Consider the following 14,745-nt stretch of genomic DNA (forward strand, 5'->3'; position numbering starts at 1 on the left):
ACAGTTCGCTCGGCGATCGATTCCGAACAGTTCGTTGACCGATTCGATCACCGTTCCTAGCCTGAGCCGAGAGGCCCTCGTTCGTGGGTCGTCGCGAACGTCGAAGGAGACCTCGTGCCCCGCTTGACCCATCGCCGGCGAACCGTTGCCGCGGCCGTCGTTGCCGGAACCTTGATCGGAGGCGGTCTCGTGGCCGTCCCGGCCGCACCCGCATTCGCCGAGGTGCCAACCGGGGAGGTGTACGTCTCCGACCTGCCGTGGCTGAACGAATCGAACGGCTGGGGCCCGATCGAGCGCGACGCATCGAACGGCGAGTCCGCCGCCGGAGACGGCAGGCCGATCACGATCGGCGGCACCGTCTCCGAGAAGGGCATCGGGATGCACGCGACGGGCGCGCTGTCGGTCGAGCTCGGCGAGAACTGCGCGGCCTTCAGCGCGATGGTCGGCCTCGACGACGAGGTCACCTCGGGCATCGGAACGGTGAGGTTCCAGGTCTTCGGCGACGGCGTGCTGCTCGCAGAAACTGGTGTGGTCACCGGAAACGACGCGGCGGTGGCGTTGGCTGCGGATGTCGCGGGCGTCGAGTCGTTGCGTCTCGTCGCTGACGAGGCAACCAACGGGAAGAACTTCGATCACGCCGACTGGGGCGGCGCGAAGCTCACGTGCGCCGATGAAGCCCCCGAGGAGCCGGTCGTCGTCGAGCAGTGGGGTATCGACGGACCTCGGCGTTCGGCGGTGGACGGCGTGCTGAAGCTCGACTCCGCCGGGCGCCTCGCACTCGACGTCGTCGCCGGCGAGACCACGGTCGTGCGGGCGACGCGTCTCGGGCTCACGGGAAGCGACGGCGACTTCCGTGACGGCCTCACGTTCGTCGGCCGCACCGACAGGGTCGTCGCCGACGACTACACGATGACCACCGGCAAGGAGGAGGAACGCTCGTATACGGCGGCGGAGTCGGTCTTCGAGTTCGCGAACGCCGACGGCGCGCACATCTCCATCGCGGTGCGTATCTCCGACGACGGCGCCGCGTACCGCTACCTCGTCGCAGGTGAGGGCGAGCACCGCGTCGACGACGAGTCGGGCGCGTGGGAGCTCTCGGTCGACGGCACCGCATGGATGCAGCGGTCCTACGCCGTGAACTACGAGGCCGAGTGGATGCAGACCACCGCGACCGCCTCGAACGGCACCGGCTCGGTCGGTTACCCCGCGCTCTTCCAGCAGGACGAGCAGTACGTGCTTCTCACCGAGGCGGACCTGCACGGCGACTACTCCGGATCGCACCTCGCGCACGCCGGAGGCACCCTGCGATACGGCGTTGATCTCTTCCAGGGTCAGCCGGTCACGACGACAGGTGACCTCTCCACGCCGTGGCGCGTCGCGATCGTCGGCGGTCTCGACACGGTGGTCGAGTCCACGCTCGTCGACGACCTCGCCACGCCGAACCAACTCGCACACGCCGATACGGCATGGATCAAACCAGGGGTCTCGAGCTGGAGCTGGCTCACCGACTGGAACAGCCCCAAGGACGAGGCTCGCCAGCGCGACTTCGTCGACCTCTCCGCCCGCAACGGCTGGGAGTACGTGCTCCTCGACGAGGGATGGGACGCGAGCTGGGTGCCGCGTACGGTGCGATACGCCGAGACCAAGGGCGTCGACGTCATCATCTGGTTCCACAGCCGTGACCTGCGCACGCAGGAGCAACGCGACGAGTGGCTGCCCCGGCTGGCCTCGTGGGGCGTGAAGGGCATCAAAGTCGACTTCATGGACACCGACAGCCAGGCGATCCACCAGTGGTACGACCAGATCGCCGCCGACACTGCCGCCAACCACCTCATGATCAACTTCCACGGTGCGTCGCTGCCGACCGGAATGCAGCGCACGTGGCCGCACATCATGAGCTACGAAGCCGTGCGCGGAGCGGAGAACGGCATCAGCCCCGCCCGGAGCCTGATGGTTCCGTTCACCCGCAACGTCGTCGGCTCCATGGACTGGACCCCCGGCACCTTCTCGCGTGGCAATGACAACTCGTCGAAGGCGCACGAGGTCGCGATGAGCATCGTCTACGAGTCAGGCTGGCAGCACCTCTCCGACAAGCCCGAGGCGTACGCCGCCGAGCCGAGCGCCGAGCGCCTCCTGCAGAATCTTCCGGCGCACTGGGACGAGACGAAGCTCGTCAGCGGCACGCCCGGGAGCGACATCGTGCTCGCGCGCCGGTCGGGCGACCGTTGGTACATCGGCGGCATGCGAGCCGGATCCGGTGACCCTTTGCAGCTGCCGCTCGAGCAGTTCGGCGGCAAGCACCTCATCGTCGACCTGTTGACAGATGACGGTGCGAACGGCTCCGCGACCGTGCTCACCACCGAGCACACCACCAAGGACCGAACTCTCGAGATCCCGACCGCGAGCAACGGCGGGTTCGCTGCGGTCGTCTGCCTCGACAAGCCGCGACGTGAGACGTGCCTCGACCCCGCCGACCCGTGGGCCGCCGTTGATCTCACCGTCGAGCCGTCCTCCGCCGAGGTCGCCCCGGGGTCGACGGTCGAGGTCGACGCCTCGTTCGCGGTCGACGCCGATGCGAAGAAGGTCGCCATCACGCCGATGGTTCCCGAGGGGTGGACGCTCGAGGGCGGGCCCGTGACAGCGAAGCGCCTCGCCGCGGGCGAGACGCTCGAGGCATCATGGACCCTCACCGCGCCCGAGGACGGCGCGAGCGGCATCGTCGAAGTTCCGATCGAGGTCACGTATCGCGTCGGCAGGGAGGTACGCACGGCCGCGAGCCAGTCGACACTGTGGGTGACCCCGAGGCCGCTCGACGGAGTGAACTTCATCTCCGACCTCGATTGGGTCGAGCAGTCCAACGGCTACGGTCCGGTCGAGCGTGACCAGTCCAACGGACAGGCCGCCGCGAACGACGGCCGCACCATCGAAATCGACGACGTCACCTACGCGAAGGGAGTCGGGATGCATGCGACCGGCGAGCTCACGACGTGGCTCGGCGGCACTTGCTCGGCATTCGACGCGATCGTCGGCATCGACGACGAAGTGCTCGAGACGCCCGGCGAGAGTGGCATCGGCTCGGTGAAGTTCCTCATCTACGGCGACGGAGTGCTGCTCGCAGAAACGCCCGTGCTCACGAACGACGACACGGCGCTGGCAGTCACCGTCGACGTGAGCGGAGTGCAGCAGCTGCGACTCGTCGCCGATGAGGCGACGAACACCAAGAACTTCGACCACGCCGACTGGGCCGACGCGAAGGTCACCTGCGGCGCTGGATGATCGATGTCGGGGCACCCGGGAGGCCAGATGTTCACCGATGAACGACGCCAGGTCATCATGTCGGCGCTCTCAGTGCACGGATCGACCTCGGTCGCCGACCTCGCGCGCATGGTGCGCTCGTCGGAGATCACGATCCGCCGCGACCTGAAAGCGCTCGACGAGGCTGGGCTCGTCGTGCGACATCGCGGCGGGGCATCCGTCGGCCGCTCCAGCATGGACGAGCCGAGCTACCGTGAGAAGGCGGTCGTGGCGGCGGAGGAGAAGCTGGCGATGGCGAGCCTCGCCGCCGAACTCGTCGACGACGGCGACGTGATCATGCTCTGCGCGGGCACGACCACACAGGCGCTCGCACAGCGTCTCACCCGCCGGAGGCTCATGGTCGCGACGACGTCCGTGCTCGTCGCGAACGCGCTCTTCGACGCCCGTGACGTGGAGGTGCTGCTCATCGGCGGCATCCTGCGTGGCAGCATCCGCGGCGTCATCGGGGGTGACGCAGAGAAGGCAGTGTCACGGCTGCGCTTCCACAAGGTGTTCCTCTCGGGCAACGGCCTCACCTTTGCGAACGGGCTCAGCACACCCAACATGCACGTCGCGAGCATCGACCGCGCGGCCGTCGAGTCCGCGAAGCGGGTGATGGTGCTTGCCGATCACACCAAGATCGGCGTCGATTCCATGGTGCAGACCGTGCCGACCGAACGCATCGACACGCTCGTGACCGATGCCGGTGCTGACCGCGACGAACTCGAGCGACTGGCCGTCGCGGGTGTGCAACTGCGAGTCGCCGACCCCACCGCCGGCCCTGCGCAGCGGCCTCTCGAAGCCGTCGACTGACGCTCGGACCTCAGCCACTGGTCGTCGAGGGAGCTCGCCCGCTACGCTCTCGAACCATGACCTCCGAGCCGCCCCGCCCCTCGAACCTGCAACTGCGCGAGCGCCCGTTCGACTGGTTCTTCATCGTGATCTTCTCGCTGTTCACGGTCACGAGCCTGATCAGCGACATGATGCCGACGCTCGGTGTCGACATCTCGGCGCCCTCGTCGAACTTCCTCGTGAACTCCAACTACTGGTACGCGAGCGACACCGACCCGCTCTTCATGGAGCCGCCGTTCTGGATGCGCATCGTCACAGGGCTCTCGGCCTTCGTGTACATGCCCTTCTACGTGGTGCTCGTGATCTCGCTCATCCGCGGCTGGAACTGGATCCAGCTGCCGAGCGTGATCTACGCGACGATGATCTCGACCATCACGGGCATCATCGTGTTCGGCGTCGAGTTCTTCGGCGAGCCCGAGTGGCAGACGACGAACCCGGTGAAGTTCCTCGCGTTCAATCTGCCGTACGTGCTGATTCCGATCGTGCTGCTCGTGCGCATGCGCAAGCCGCTGCCGTTCACCCGGCGGTTCTGAGCGAGCGGCGGTTCTGAGCGAGCGGATGCCGCGGAGCTTCGCTTCGGCGGGTGCGGCTGGTTTCGGTGGGCACGGCTTCGCTCCAGTGCGCGCTGACGGGGCAGGCCCGCGGTCGGTTGAGGCTGGCACGCTCGCCATCAGGCTGTTGCGCGATCGGGTGGGTCGTGGCGTCGATGGAGTCGGTCGGCGAGTCGGGTGGGTGAGGTTGTTGCGGTGCGCCAGGTGCCGCTTGGGTCGAGCCAGGCGGGTGGTCGGATCTGGGGCACCCCGCGACGCATGCGGATCGCCCAGCCTGACGTGTCGATCGTGCGGTGGTGGTGCCAGCAGAGGAGGACGCCGTTGTCGGGGTGGGTCGGGCCGCCGTCGATGTCGGGGGTGACGTGGTGGGTTTCGCACCATGCGGCGGGGATGGTGCAGCCGGGGATGATGCAGCCGCCGTCGCGAAGGGTGATGGCGCGGCGTTGGTGGGGCGTGAAGCAGCGATTGGGTGAGCCGAGTTGTTCGATGCGGCCGGTGTCGTCGAGGACGACGATCTGTATGCCTCCGGTGCAGATCATATGCCGTGCCGCGCGGAGTGAGATGGGCTGATCGATGCCGTCGGCATGCGCAGCTCCTCGCGAAGTCTCGAGGTCGGTGGCGCGCACGCTGACGAGCACCGTGGGTGCTGCGCCGCCGATCGACGGGTGTTCGCCGGAGCGGGCGGCGGTGTCGATGATCGCGGCGAGGACGTCGTGTCGTTGCTGTTCGGTGGTGCGGGTCTCGGCTTGCACGGCGATGTCGGCGCGTTCTTCGTCGGTGAGGAATCCGCCGCCGCTGCGGGGTGCCAGGTGCGCGTGAAGGAGGCGGGTGAGTTTCGCGGCGACTTCGGGCAGCAGATCACCCGAGATGGCGATGAGGCCGTCGCGTGCGCGCCCGATGCGGAAGGCCCGCCGGCGCATTGCCCGTTCGTCGTCGGGTTCGGGGCCGTCTTGATCGAGGAACGCAGCCCACGCCCGCGCCTGCACTGCGACCTCATCGGCCGTGCACCGCACGGGCGCCCCGTCGCCGCTGCCGATGGCCTGGTTGACGAGTTCACGTTCGGCGGTGTCGAGTCGGACCGGGTCGGCGACGGTGCGAGTGCGGCCGAGCTCCCGGATGATCGTGCCCGCGGCATCGACGCCGATCTCACCCGCCGTGAGCGCGGCCGCGACATGCGGATGCTGCGCCGGCGTAGTCTGCCCGGTCAAGCCGGTGTCCGCCCGGGTCGCGGCCCCGATCGCGATCCGCCTGCGTGCTTCAGCGCCCGAGACTTGCGTGACGCGTTCGATCAGTTCGGCGGCCGTACGGCAGCCCTTGCGCGCCGACAACCGGCCGACGCCGAGCTCGGACCGCGAGCGTTCGGCGACCTCACCGGCGAACACGGCACGGTGTGCGTCGAGCAGCCGCCCGAGGCTCTCGAGCGCCCCCATCGTCAGGAGCAGTTCGTCGTCGCCCAGGCGGCGTGGCGTCTCTGAATCGAGCGCCCCGCCGAGGGTCGAGCGGACCTGCTCGAACGTGTCGCGGATGCCTGCCATACCGACAACTCTGCCACCACCCACCGACATTCGAACGGCGGCGAAACACGTGATCAACGGCCTTTTCTGACCGACTTCTCCTCCACAGGAACCACCCAGCGGAAGTTCTCCACAACCCTCAGATTCGGTCTCCAGGCTCGTCGACGTTGTGATCCCCTTCTCGGCCGCCCGGCCGCCCGGCCGCCCGGCCGCCCGGCCGCCCGGCCGCTCGGCCGCTCGGCCGCCCGGCGGCTCAGGTCGCAGCGTAGTGTGGGGCCATGGGGAACGTCGATGGTGTCCGACCTGAGCAGGAACAGGTTGCTGGACCCGAGAAGGAGCCGCCCTACCAAGCCCTCTTTCCCAACCTCGACCACATGTCTCGATCTTCGTTCAGCAAGGGCACGGTGAGCCGGCGACGCATCGGTCGGGCCATCGCCCTCCTCGCGCTGATTCCAATCGTCGTACTCGCGGTCATCCTTCTTCCACAGCTCCTGAGTTGACCCCTTCGACCGGACCCAGCCGACCAGCTCAGTCGAGCGGCTCGGCCTCGAGATCGCGCACGTGGTAGAACTCCTGGTCCCAGAGCGCGTAGATGAGCCAGGTCGGCAAGATGTACGACTCCTGCATGTAGTTCGCCTGCGAAGCGTGGATCGTCCACCCCTCGTGCTTCTTCGCGACCTCGGCGCCCATCGCGTACTCGGGCTTCGGCTGGTTCGCGACGACGAATGCGCCTGCCTCGCCGCCGAACACCGAGAGCGCGCCCGACGGGCTGATCGTGTAGACGAGGTGCTTCGGCCCCGTGTAGGAACCGCCCGAGGCCTCGAGCTCGGCGATCGCGAGTTCGGTGATGCGGCCCATCTCCATGTGGTCCTTGTGGCCGGTCGCGCCGCTCTCGGGCCAGAACCCCACGACGATATCGGGTCGCACGCGCTTCATCTCGGCGACCACGCGGGCGACGAGCTCGTCTTCGTCGGCCTCGGGCACGCCCCCGTCGGGGTAGTCCCACACGACGTGGCGGTCGACGCCGAGGTTGAAGCTGTTCTTCAGCGCCTCGGCCCTGCGGATCTCGCCGAGGTCTTCGTCGCGCGCGACGACCGGTGTCTGATGCCCGGCCTCGCCCTGCGTCGCGGTGATCATCGCCGTACAGGCGCCGCCCTGATGCGCGCGGAAGAACAGTCCGTTGACGGTCTGCTCGTCGTCGGGGTGGGCGAAGACACCGAGCACACGGGTGCCGTCGAGTTCGGCGATGACCGAATCCACGCCCTTCGCGGTGGGTTCGTAGAACAGGTGGCGACCCGCCCAGTACGCCCCGCCGACGAGGGCGAGGATGACGGCGACGACGATGATGAGCGCGACGGTGCGCTTGCGCATGGTGAGACTCTCGATACGGATCCGCGTCGGGGTGCGCGGATGGGCGAAGAGCATGGTAACCCGGCGCGCCGCGGAAGCCGAATCCTGCTCGGCATCCGGGCCTGCCCGCCCGGCTGGCCGCGACAGCCGAGACCGCCCGCCCGCCGGTGGGCGCGTCAGCCGCTCAAGCTGGTGAAACCGTGGCTGCCGCTGAAGTGCTCGTGCGCTGGGGGCCCAGCGTCAGCGCCGCTGCCGCCCACGAGGAGCTTGCGGGTGAGTTCGGCACGAGACGAGAGCAGCTCGTCGAGCGCGCGTGCGAGATCGGCGTCGGTGGGTGCACGGCCATCGGATGCCGCGGCGAGCACCGTGCGTCGCATGAGCTCCTTCGCGAACGAGCCCGTCGTGCCGTCGGCCGCGTCCGCCGCGGCGTCGATCGCCTCACTCGAGAGCGGAAGCCCGTCGGCGTACAGCCGGAACAGCCGTCGCCGGGCGTCGGCATCGGGCATGGGGATCTCGGCGGCGTGGTCGATGCGGCCGGGCCGGTCGGCGAGCGCACGCTCGAGCACCTCGACTCGGTTCGTGGTGAGGATGAACGTGACGTCGGCGTCGCCGTCGAGGCCGTCGAGCGCGTCGAGGATCATGAAGAGCACGGGGCTCGACGGTGAGATCGAGCGGTCGTTGGCGACCAGGTCGACATCTTCGAGCACGACGATCGACGGCTGCATCGCCCGAGCCACCTCGGCGGCCATGGTGATGAAGCGGATCGACGGTCCGTTGAGCAGGATCGCGGTCGAGCCGGCGGTGCGGCCGAGCAGATGGCGCACCGTCAGGGTCTTGCCGGTGCCGGGCGGGCCGTAGAGGAGGAGGCCTCGCTTCAAGTGCTGACCAGCCTGGGTGAGTGCCGCGCGGTGCTCGCCGATGCCGACGACGTGGCGCACGATGCCGTCGAGCGTGGGCTCGTCGAGCACGATGCGTTCCGCGGGCACATCGGGCCGCTCGAGGAAGGTCATCTGCCCCGTGCCCCGGCCGAACTCGCTGCCGCCGATCGTGAGCACCTGACCGCGCAGCACACTGCGTTCGAGCATGAGGCGGCGCACTTCGGCGATGAATGCCTCACCGGCGGCGGCGTCGGCCCCGATGACCTCGAGGCGTGCGTCTTCGCGGCCGTGCTCGGGTGCGCTCGCACGCTGCAGCACGGCGACGGGTCGCTCATCGAAGTGCAGCAACCTCAAGCCGAACGCGACCGCGCGGCGCTCGGAGTGCGGGCCGGTGGCCGCGGCCCGGTAGTCGACCGGCCCGGGGCCGAACGCCGAGTGCGGGTTCTCGAGCAGATCGGAGAGCGAGTGATGGCCGCGTTGCTGTCCGCCCCCGACGCCGAGGAGGCGCCCGCCACTGGCTTCGCTCAGCTCGTCGAGGGCGATGTCTGCGTCGGCGAGGCGGTGCTGGGGCATCACCTCGGTGATCACCGGCAGCGTCGTGACGTCGGCGCCGAGGTGCTCGGCGACGAGTTCGCCGAGCGGCGTGAGTCGTGACGGCGTCGGACGTGGCGCGTTGACGACCTCGGCGAGGAACCTGCGGTACGTCTCGACGAATGCCGCGGTGTCTTGATCCATGCGCACCTCCGGTGGTGTTCGCGCGAGTTCCGGGCGGGTCGCGCGAGGCCCCAGCATATCGATGCCCGACGCGGGGCGTCAGCTCTGCGGGGAGAACCTCTTGCCAACGGGAAGATATCTTCCTATTCTTTGTCCATGGCACGCAGACGCGAAGGACGGCTCTTCGACCTCGAGGTCGACATTCTCTCCGCAGGCATGGAACTGCAGGGCGACGAGGGCGATTTCTACGGCTTCGCCCTCGCGAAGCGCATCGCCGAGCGAACGGAGGTTGCGGCGCTCACCGCGCACGGCACGCTCTACAAGGCGCTTGCGCGGCTGAGCGAGCGCGGCCTGCTCGACTCCACTTGGGAGGACGTGGCCGTGGGCGAGGCCGAGGGACGCCCGCGGCGACGGCTCTATCGGGTCACCGGCGCCGGTGAGCTCGCCTACCGCACCGAACTCGACGCGCGACGGGTCGCGGTCGTCCAGGGCAAGGCGGCGTTCGCATGAGCGCCAGCGGCATCGACGAGCGCGACGAGCGCAACGAGGCGCTCGAGGTGCTCGAGACGCTCGAGGTGCGCGACGTCGCGGCATCCGCGCCCCGAATCGATCGTGCCGTGCTCGCCTGGGGCCGCTGGTACACGCGCGACCTCCCGGGCGACATCGCGGCCGACCGCCTCGCCGAGCTCGAATCCGATATCTCCGAAGAGCGAGAGGCCGCCGACGGTGCGCCAGGGGCCGGGCGTTCGATTCTCAGCCGCGCGACTCGCGGCATCCCCGCCGACCTCAGCTGGCGATTCAGCCGACTGCGGGGCGCGGCGCTCGACGCGCCGCGTGGAACATTCCCGCTCGCGATGCCGGCGCTCGCGCACCTCGCAACCGCACTGCTGCTCGCATGGGGCGTGCTGATCGTCGTGCGCGTCAGCGCGGGAGTACTCGCCGGCTCGTGGAACGGCGCGTGGGACCTCGTGGCGGCCGGGGTCTGCGGCCTCGCCATCGCGCTCGTCGGCGCGGCGCTCACCGTACTGCCGCGCCTGCGCTGGCTCGGCGCGCTCTGGCTCGCCGCCGCGGCATACGTGCTCATCCGATTCGGCATGTACGCGCTCATCGCGTCGAGCGTCACCCTCGGCGAGTTCTACTCCTCGTCGCTCAGCATGGCGATCCTCGTCAACCGCGTGCTCGCGGCCGCCGGCGTGCTGTTCTTCGTCGCGATGGCCGCGTGGTGGCTCCCGTCGGCCATCGGGCACTGGGGGCCGAGGCGCCCAGCGGATGCCCCGCTCCTCCCCAGCTCGGAAGGAACCGCAGCATGAACCTGCAACGCATCGCCGCAATCGTCGCGATCACGGGCGCCACCCTCGGCGGGGCATCCATCGTCACCCTCGGCGCCGCTGCCTATACGGCCAACCAGCCGGCGCCGGTGAGCGATGAGGCGATCGGCGGCCACGATCTCGAACCGCAACCCGATGCCGCTCCCGTGGCCGCGCCCGCCGGGGTGGCCGAGAACGTGACGCCCGTGGGTCCGCCGACGCCCGGCACGGGTGCGATGTCGGCCGACCACAACCCGTACCTCGACCCCGCCGACCCCTCGTACGTGACACCCGAGGAGCGGTCGGAGTGGCTCGGCAAGCAAGCGGTCATTCGTGAGTGCATGGATGCCGCGGGCTTCGAGTTCCTCGAGTGGCAGTGGTGGCTCGGCGGCAGCCCGCAGCCGAGGGGGCTCGACTTCGAGACCTCGGTGCTCTGGACCCAGGCCCTGTATGGCCCCGACGCCTCCAAACCGGGCGGTGGGTGCGCCGACGTGGGCAACACGGCCGAGGCCGAGGCGCGTGCCGCGGGGCATCCGCTCAGTGCGCCGGTGCCCGACGACGACCCTGCTCTCGACACCGAGCGCCAGGTGTGGCTCGAATTCCAGGATCTCGTGCGCGCCTGCATGACCGAAGCCGGTCAGGAGTACCTCTACTGGGAGTTCTGGAACCCGGCATACCGGTCGTCGGCCGACTCCTCGGGCGTCGTGACTCCGGCCGCGCAGCCGGCCGGACTCAGCGAGGCCGAGGTTGCCGCATGGTCGCTCGCGCTCAACGGCGACGCCGGAGCCGGCGCGGCCTACCGCTGGGAGGACGCGGGGTGCTGGGGCAGGGCCGTGCACGAGGCCGGTAACGACAACATGCACTGACCGACGACAGGCACTGACCCGCGCGGGTCAGGGGCGCGACTCAGGCCCTCGCGCCCTCGGCCTTCTTCTTGAGGAAGATGAGCGGCAGGAGCCAGCCGCCGAGCGCCGTGATGATCCAGATGATGAGTGTCGCGAGGATCCAGGTGACCCAGCCGTCGATCGTGATGCCACCCGGGAAGAGCGACGCGATGAGTAGCGCGACGAACGTCGAGACCAGGCCGATGCCGCCGAGCACCGCGGACGCGTACTTCCGGGCCAGGTTGAAGATGAACGGGCTGAGCACGCTCTGCGCGATCGCGAAGACGATGATCGCGACGAGGAATCCGCCCCACTCGAGGTGGAAGTCGGGGAGGACCCACGAGGCAACGAGAAGGCCGAGAGCGGCGGTCACGAGGTAGATCGCCGCACGAATGAGGAAGCGCACCATGCCGCGAGCGTAGCGGGGCGGCGGATGTCGTGTCGAGCAGCGCGCCGCAGCGGCATCCGCTCGGACCGTGGCGGCTCTGGCCCGAAGCGAGCAAGATGTGGCGCATGGCCGAACGCGCTGAGCGGGGTGAGACGGGCACCGCACCGAACCCGGCAGCACGACGGGTGCAGGCGGCGTACTTCACGCTGCTCATCGGCAATACGCTCGCCGCGTCGTTCATCTGGGGCGTCAACACACTGTTCCTGCTCGACGCGGGGCTGACGAACTTCGAGGCGTTCGCCGCGAATGCGTTCTTCTCGGTCGGCATGGTGATCTTCGAGGTGCCGACGGGCGTCGTCGCCGACACGCTCGGCAGACGGGTCTCGTATCTGCTCGGCACCGTCACGCTCGCGGTGACGACCGTGCTGTACTACCTGCTGTGGGTCGGCCACTCGCCGTTCTGGATGTGGGCGATCGTCTCGGTGCTGCTCGGCCTCGGCTTCACGTTCTTCTCGGGCGCCGTCGAGGCCTGGCTCGTGGATGCGCTCGCCGCGACCGGCTACACCGGTGGTCTCGAGCGGGTCTTCGGGCGCGGCCTCGCCCTCTCGGGGGCGGCGATGTTCGTCGGCTCGATCCTGGGCGGCGTCATCGCCCAGGCGACGAACCTCGGCGTGCCGTTCCTGATCCGCGCGGGCATCCTCGTCGTGATGTTCGTCGTCGCGGCGCTCGTGATGCGAGATCTCGGCTTCACGCCCGCCGGCCGTGCCCACCCGATCCAGGCGACGAAAGACGTGTTCAGTGCCTCGGTGAAATACGGCCTCGGGCGGCGCCCGGTGCGCTACGTCATGTTCGCGTCGTTCTTCACGACGGGCGTCGGCTTCTACGTCTTCTACGCGCTGCAGCCCTACCTGGTCGAACTCTGGGGCGACACGGGCGCCTACTCGATCGCCGGGCTCGCCGCGGCGATCCTCTCCGGGGCGCAGGTGCTCGGCGGGCTGGCGGCGCCGTGGGTGCGACGTCGGTTCCGCAAGCGCACGACGACCATCATCGCGAGCCTCATCGTCTCGACGCTCGTGCTGCTCGCGCTCGGCGTGAACCAGAACTTCTGGATCGCGCTCGTGCTGCTCACGCTGTGGGGACTCGTCGACGCGGCGGCCGGCCCTGTGCAGCAGGCGTACCTCAACGACATGATCCCGTCGCAGCAGCGGGCGACCGTGCTCTCGTTCGACTCGCTGCTCGGCAGTACGGGCGGCGCCGTGATCCAGCCCGTACTCGGTCGCTCCGCCGACCTCTGGGGCTATCCGGGATCGCTGCTCGTCAGCGGCGGCATCCAGGTGCTCGCCGTGCCGTTCATGTGGCTGAGTCGCAGGCAGGGGTCGCCGGCGGACGTCGCGGGCGAAGCGCCCGACACGCACGAGAACCCGTCGGATGCCGCCGGGCCGACGAGTGCCGGCGGCTGAGCGCTCGCTGAGCCACCGCTGAGCTACCGCACAGCTACCGCACATCGGTGCGTCGGCGTGCTGCCGTACTCGGCCACGTAACCCCCATTCGAGGGGCGTGTAGCATGGAGCGGACTCGCCTGAACGGCCGCGCGGTCGTTCCCGAATCGCGGCCGGAGGTGCCCGATGCGGAAGACCATCATCTTCAGTGCCGCCATCGCGGCGCTGTTCGTCGGCTCGATCTTCGTCGGCGTCGCCGCGGCGATGACCGGTGCACCCGTTCTCTACGACGCGCGCTCGCCGCAACCCGTCGCGACCACCGACGGCGGTTTCGGGGTCGAGGCAGGCGAGGCGCAGAGGAGCGACTCGCAGGTTCCGGCCGACGGGGCCGACGCGAATGGCGAGGAGCCGCTGCCTGCGCCACCGACTGCATCACAGCCGAGGCCGACGCCGAGCCCGGCACCGACTCCGGCCCCGACGCCTGCACCGACGACACCGCCCGACCCGATGCCCACGCTCGAGGAGCAGCAGGCTTGGCTCGGCTTCCAACAGCTCGTGCGCGAGTGCATGACCGAGGCCGGCCAGGAGTATCGCTCATGGGAGTGGTGGAACACCGAGCCGCGCGATCCGACGTCGACGGCTCCGGCGATGCCCGATGGGTTCACCGCCGAGCAGGAGGCGGCGTGGCGACTCGCCCTCGAGGGCGCCGGCGGTGACAGCGACGGATGCATCGGCGAAGCGAGGCGGGCCGATCAGGAGCAGCCGCCCGCGGCGACGACGCCTCCGCCGACTGCGAGCGAAGCGCCGCCCGCCGGCTGACCGAGGCCGGCCGCCGGCGTCCGCAGACGTGCTGCAGACCTGGGTCAGGCCGACAACGTCTCGACGCGGCCGTTCAGCTCGGCGGCATCCGTGCCCCAGAGTTCGACGACGGATGCCGCGAGCCGGTCTTCGAGGCCCGCGAGCGACTTCACGCGGAATGTGACGGCCGCAGCGGTGGGTCTCGGCACGCCTTCTTGGTCGGCTCCTCGACCAGCGTGGGCGAACCCCTGCGCGAGGGAGCGCATCCACGATTCGCTCGCGGCCTTGACCGCGGTGTAGTTGGCGCCGCCCGCGGTCGGTCGCTCGACGGTGGTCGATGAGACGATCGCGATGCGCCCGGCCGGGGAGGCGACGAGATCGTCCCAGAAGGCTCGGCTGACGTAGCGCAGCGCGGTGAACGAGCGCTCGAGCACCCGGTAGTCCTCCTCGGTCTGGCCCGGGATGCCGCCGCCGCCGCGCCAACCGCCGACGAGGTGGATGACACCGTCGAGGTCGCCGACCCGGGCATGCACGCGCATGGCGAGTTCGAGCACATCGTCGCCGTCGGTGAGGTCGGCGCGCTCGCCGACCACACCGGGCAGCTCGGCCTCGAGTGCCTCGATGCGGCCCTCGTCGCTGCCGACGGCGATCACTCGGGCTCCAGCGTCGAGCAGCGCGCGGGCGACCGCCCGGCCGGAGGTACTCGTCGCTCCCGCGATGAGCACGGTGCGGTTCGCAAGATCGGTCATGCAGTCATTCTCCTCTGCGCACGTCGG

At 69.4% G+C, this 14,745-nt stretch carries 14 protein-coding genes; 9 read left to right on the plus strand and 5 right to left on the minus strand.

All coding sequences use genetic code 11. The annotated features are described in order from the left end of the window. The first annotated feature begins 114 nt into the window (after positions 1 to 114). The 3 genes from AC1C2R_RS09680 to AC1C2R_RS09690 are packed head-to-tail and all read left to right on the plus strand — an operon-like array spanning position 115 to position 4,679. Positions 115 to 3,276, plus strand: coding sequence for an NPCBM/NEW2 domain-containing protein (locus AC1C2R_RS09680; RefSeq protein ID WP_495379778.1), 3,162 nt, complete (start codon positions 115 to 117; stop codon positions 3,274 to 3,276). Between the two features lie 3 nt (positions 3,277 to 3,279). Then, entirely contained in the window at positions 3,280 to 4,107 is an 828-nt protein-coding gene (locus tag AC1C2R_RS09685) for a DeoR/GlpR family DNA-binding transcription regulator (protein WP_495379779.1), read from the plus strand. A 56-nt stretch (positions 4,108 to 4,163) separates the two neighbouring features. Further along, the gene (locus AC1C2R_RS09690; protein WP_495352266.1) at positions 4,164 to 4,679 is read left to right on the plus strand and encodes an EXPERA domain-containing protein; all 516 of its coding nucleotides are present in this window, start codon (positions 4,164 to 4,166) and stop codon (positions 4,677 to 4,679) included. Between the two features lie 137 nt (positions 4,680 to 4,816). Here the strand turns inward: AC1C2R_RS09690 and AC1C2R_RS09695 are convergent, their stop codons facing one another. Then, entirely contained in the window at positions 4,817 to 6,232 is a 1,416-nt protein-coding gene (locus AC1C2R_RS09695) for an HNH endonuclease signature motif containing protein (RefSeq protein ID WP_495379780.1), read from the minus strand. Between the two features lie 257 nt (positions 6,233 to 6,489). Here AC1C2R_RS09695 and AC1C2R_RS09700 point away from each other — a divergent pair, with 257 nt between their 5' ends. Beyond that, the gene (locus AC1C2R_RS09700) at positions 6,490 to 6,711 is read left to right on the plus strand and encodes a hypothetical protein (RefSeq protein ID WP_495352269.1); all 222 of its coding nucleotides are present in this window, start codon (positions 6,490 to 6,492) and stop codon (positions 6,709 to 6,711) included. A gap of 28 nt (positions 6,712 to 6,739) precedes the next feature. Here AC1C2R_RS09700 and AC1C2R_RS09705 read toward each other — a convergent pair whose 3' ends face one another. Together AC1C2R_RS09705 and AC1C2R_RS09710 are read right to left on the minus strand one after the other, a co-directional pair. Further along, positions 6,740 to 7,582, minus strand: a complete 843-nt coding sequence (locus AC1C2R_RS09705) for a PIG-L deacetylase family protein (RefSeq protein WP_495379781.1) — start codon at positions 7,580 to 7,582, stop codon at positions 6,740 to 6,742. Between the two features lie 155 nt (positions 7,583 to 7,737). Next, entirely contained in the window at positions 7,738 to 9,174 is a 1,437-nt protein-coding gene (locus AC1C2R_RS09710; protein ID WP_495379782.1) for an AAA family ATPase, read from the minus strand. 135 nt (positions 9,175 to 9,309) lie between these two features. Here AC1C2R_RS09710 and AC1C2R_RS09715 point away from each other — a divergent pair, with 135 nt between their 5' ends. From AC1C2R_RS09715 to AC1C2R_RS09725, 3 genes are read left to right on the plus strand one after another with little or no spacing between them, the layout of a single operon-like run. Continuing rightward, the gene (locus tag AC1C2R_RS09715; protein ID WP_495352272.1) at positions 9,310 to 9,663 is read left to right on the plus strand and encodes a PadR family transcriptional regulator; all 354 of its coding nucleotides are present in this window, start codon (positions 9,310 to 9,312) and stop codon (positions 9,661 to 9,663) included. Next, entirely contained in the window at positions 9,660 to 10,463 is an 804-nt protein-coding gene (locus AC1C2R_RS09720) for a hypothetical protein (protein WP_495352273.1), read from the plus strand. The genes AC1C2R_RS09715 and AC1C2R_RS09720 overlap by 4 nt, the downstream gene beginning before the upstream one ends. After that, positions 10,460 to 11,326 (plus strand): hypothetical protein, encoded by an 867-nt coding sequence (locus AC1C2R_RS09725; protein ID WP_495379783.1) that lies wholly within the window; start codon positions 10,460 to 10,462, stop codon positions 11,324 to 11,326. Before AC1C2R_RS09720 ends, AC1C2R_RS09725 begins: the two co-directional genes overlap by 4 nt. Before the next feature lie 40 nt (positions 11,327 to 11,366). Here the strand turns inward: AC1C2R_RS09725 and AC1C2R_RS09730 are convergent, their stop codons facing one another. Further along, positions 11,367 to 11,753, minus strand: a complete 387-nt coding sequence (locus AC1C2R_RS09730; RefSeq protein WP_495352275.1) for a phage holin family protein — start codon at positions 11,751 to 11,753, stop codon at positions 11,367 to 11,369. 104 nt (positions 11,754 to 11,857) lie between these two features. On the opposite strand from AC1C2R_RS09730, the gene AC1C2R_RS09735 reads away from it, so the two are divergent. Beyond that, entirely contained in the window at positions 11,858 to 13,192 is a 1,335-nt protein-coding gene (locus AC1C2R_RS09735; protein ID WP_495379784.1) for an MFS transporter, read from the plus strand. Between the two features lie 165 nt (positions 13,193 to 13,357). Further along, positions 13,358 to 13,990, plus strand: a complete 633-nt coding sequence (locus AC1C2R_RS09740) for a hypothetical protein (RefSeq protein ID WP_495379785.1) — start codon at positions 13,358 to 13,360, stop codon at positions 13,988 to 13,990. Positions 13,991 to 14,034: 44 nt separating this feature from the next. Here the strand turns inward: AC1C2R_RS09740 and AC1C2R_RS09745 are convergent, their stop codons facing one another. Then, entirely contained in the window at positions 14,035 to 14,718 is a 684-nt protein-coding gene (locus AC1C2R_RS09745; protein ID WP_495379786.1) for an SDR family NAD(P)-dependent oxidoreductase, read from the minus strand. Positions 14,719 to 14,745: the final 27 nt, after the last annotated feature.

Source organism: Agromyces sp. Y182, from assembly GCF_059445385.1.

Bases quoted from the DNA above. Each gene is read 5' to 3' on its own strand.
- AC1C2R_RS09685 (WP_495379779.1), top strand. From the start codon at position 3,280: ATGTCGGGGCACCCGGGAGGCCAGATGTTCACCGATGAACGACGCCAG.
- AC1C2R_RS09690 (WP_495352266.1), top strand. From the start codon at position 4,164: ATGACCTCCGAGCCGCCCCGCCCCTCGAACCTGCAACTGCGCGAGCGC.
- AC1C2R_RS09695 (WP_495379780.1), bottom strand. From the start codon at position 6,232: ATGGCAGGCATCCGCGACACGTTCGAGCAGGTCCGCTCGACCCTCGGC.
- AC1C2R_RS09700 (WP_495352269.1), top strand. From the start codon at position 6,490: ATGGGGAACGTCGATGGTGTCCGACCTGAGCAGGAACAGGTTGCTGGA.
- AC1C2R_RS09705 (WP_495379781.1), bottom strand. From the start codon at position 7,582: ATGCGCAAGCGCACCGTCGCGCTCATCATCGTCGTCGCCGTCATCCTC.
- AC1C2R_RS09710 (WP_495379782.1), bottom strand. From the start codon at position 9,174: ATGGATCAAGACACCGCGGCATTCGTCGAGACGTACCGCAGGTTCCTC.
- AC1C2R_RS09715 (WP_495352272.1), top strand. From the start codon at position 9,310: ATGGCACGCAGACGCGAAGGACGGCTCTTCGACCTCGAGGTCGACATT.
- AC1C2R_RS09720 (WP_495352273.1), top strand. From the start codon at position 9,660: ATGAGCGCCAGCGGCATCGACGAGCGCGACGAGCGCAACGAGGCGCTC.
- AC1C2R_RS09725 (WP_495379783.1), top strand. From the start codon at position 10,460: ATGAACCTGCAACGCATCGCCGCAATCGTCGCGATCACGGGCGCCACC.
- AC1C2R_RS09730 (WP_495352275.1), bottom strand. From the start codon at position 11,753: ATGGTGCGCTTCCTCATTCGTGCGGCGATCTACCTCGTGACCGCCGCT.
- AC1C2R_RS09735 (WP_495379784.1), top strand. From the start codon at position 11,858: ATGGCCGAACGCGCTGAGCGGGGTGAGACGGGCACCGCACCGAACCCG.
- AC1C2R_RS09740 (WP_495379785.1), top strand. From the start codon at position 13,358: ATGCGGAAGACCATCATCTTCAGTGCCGCCATCGCGGCGCTGTTCGTC.
- AC1C2R_RS09745 (WP_495379786.1), bottom strand. From the start codon at position 14,718: ATGACCGATCTTGCGAACCGCACCGTGCTCATCGCGGGAGCGACGAGT.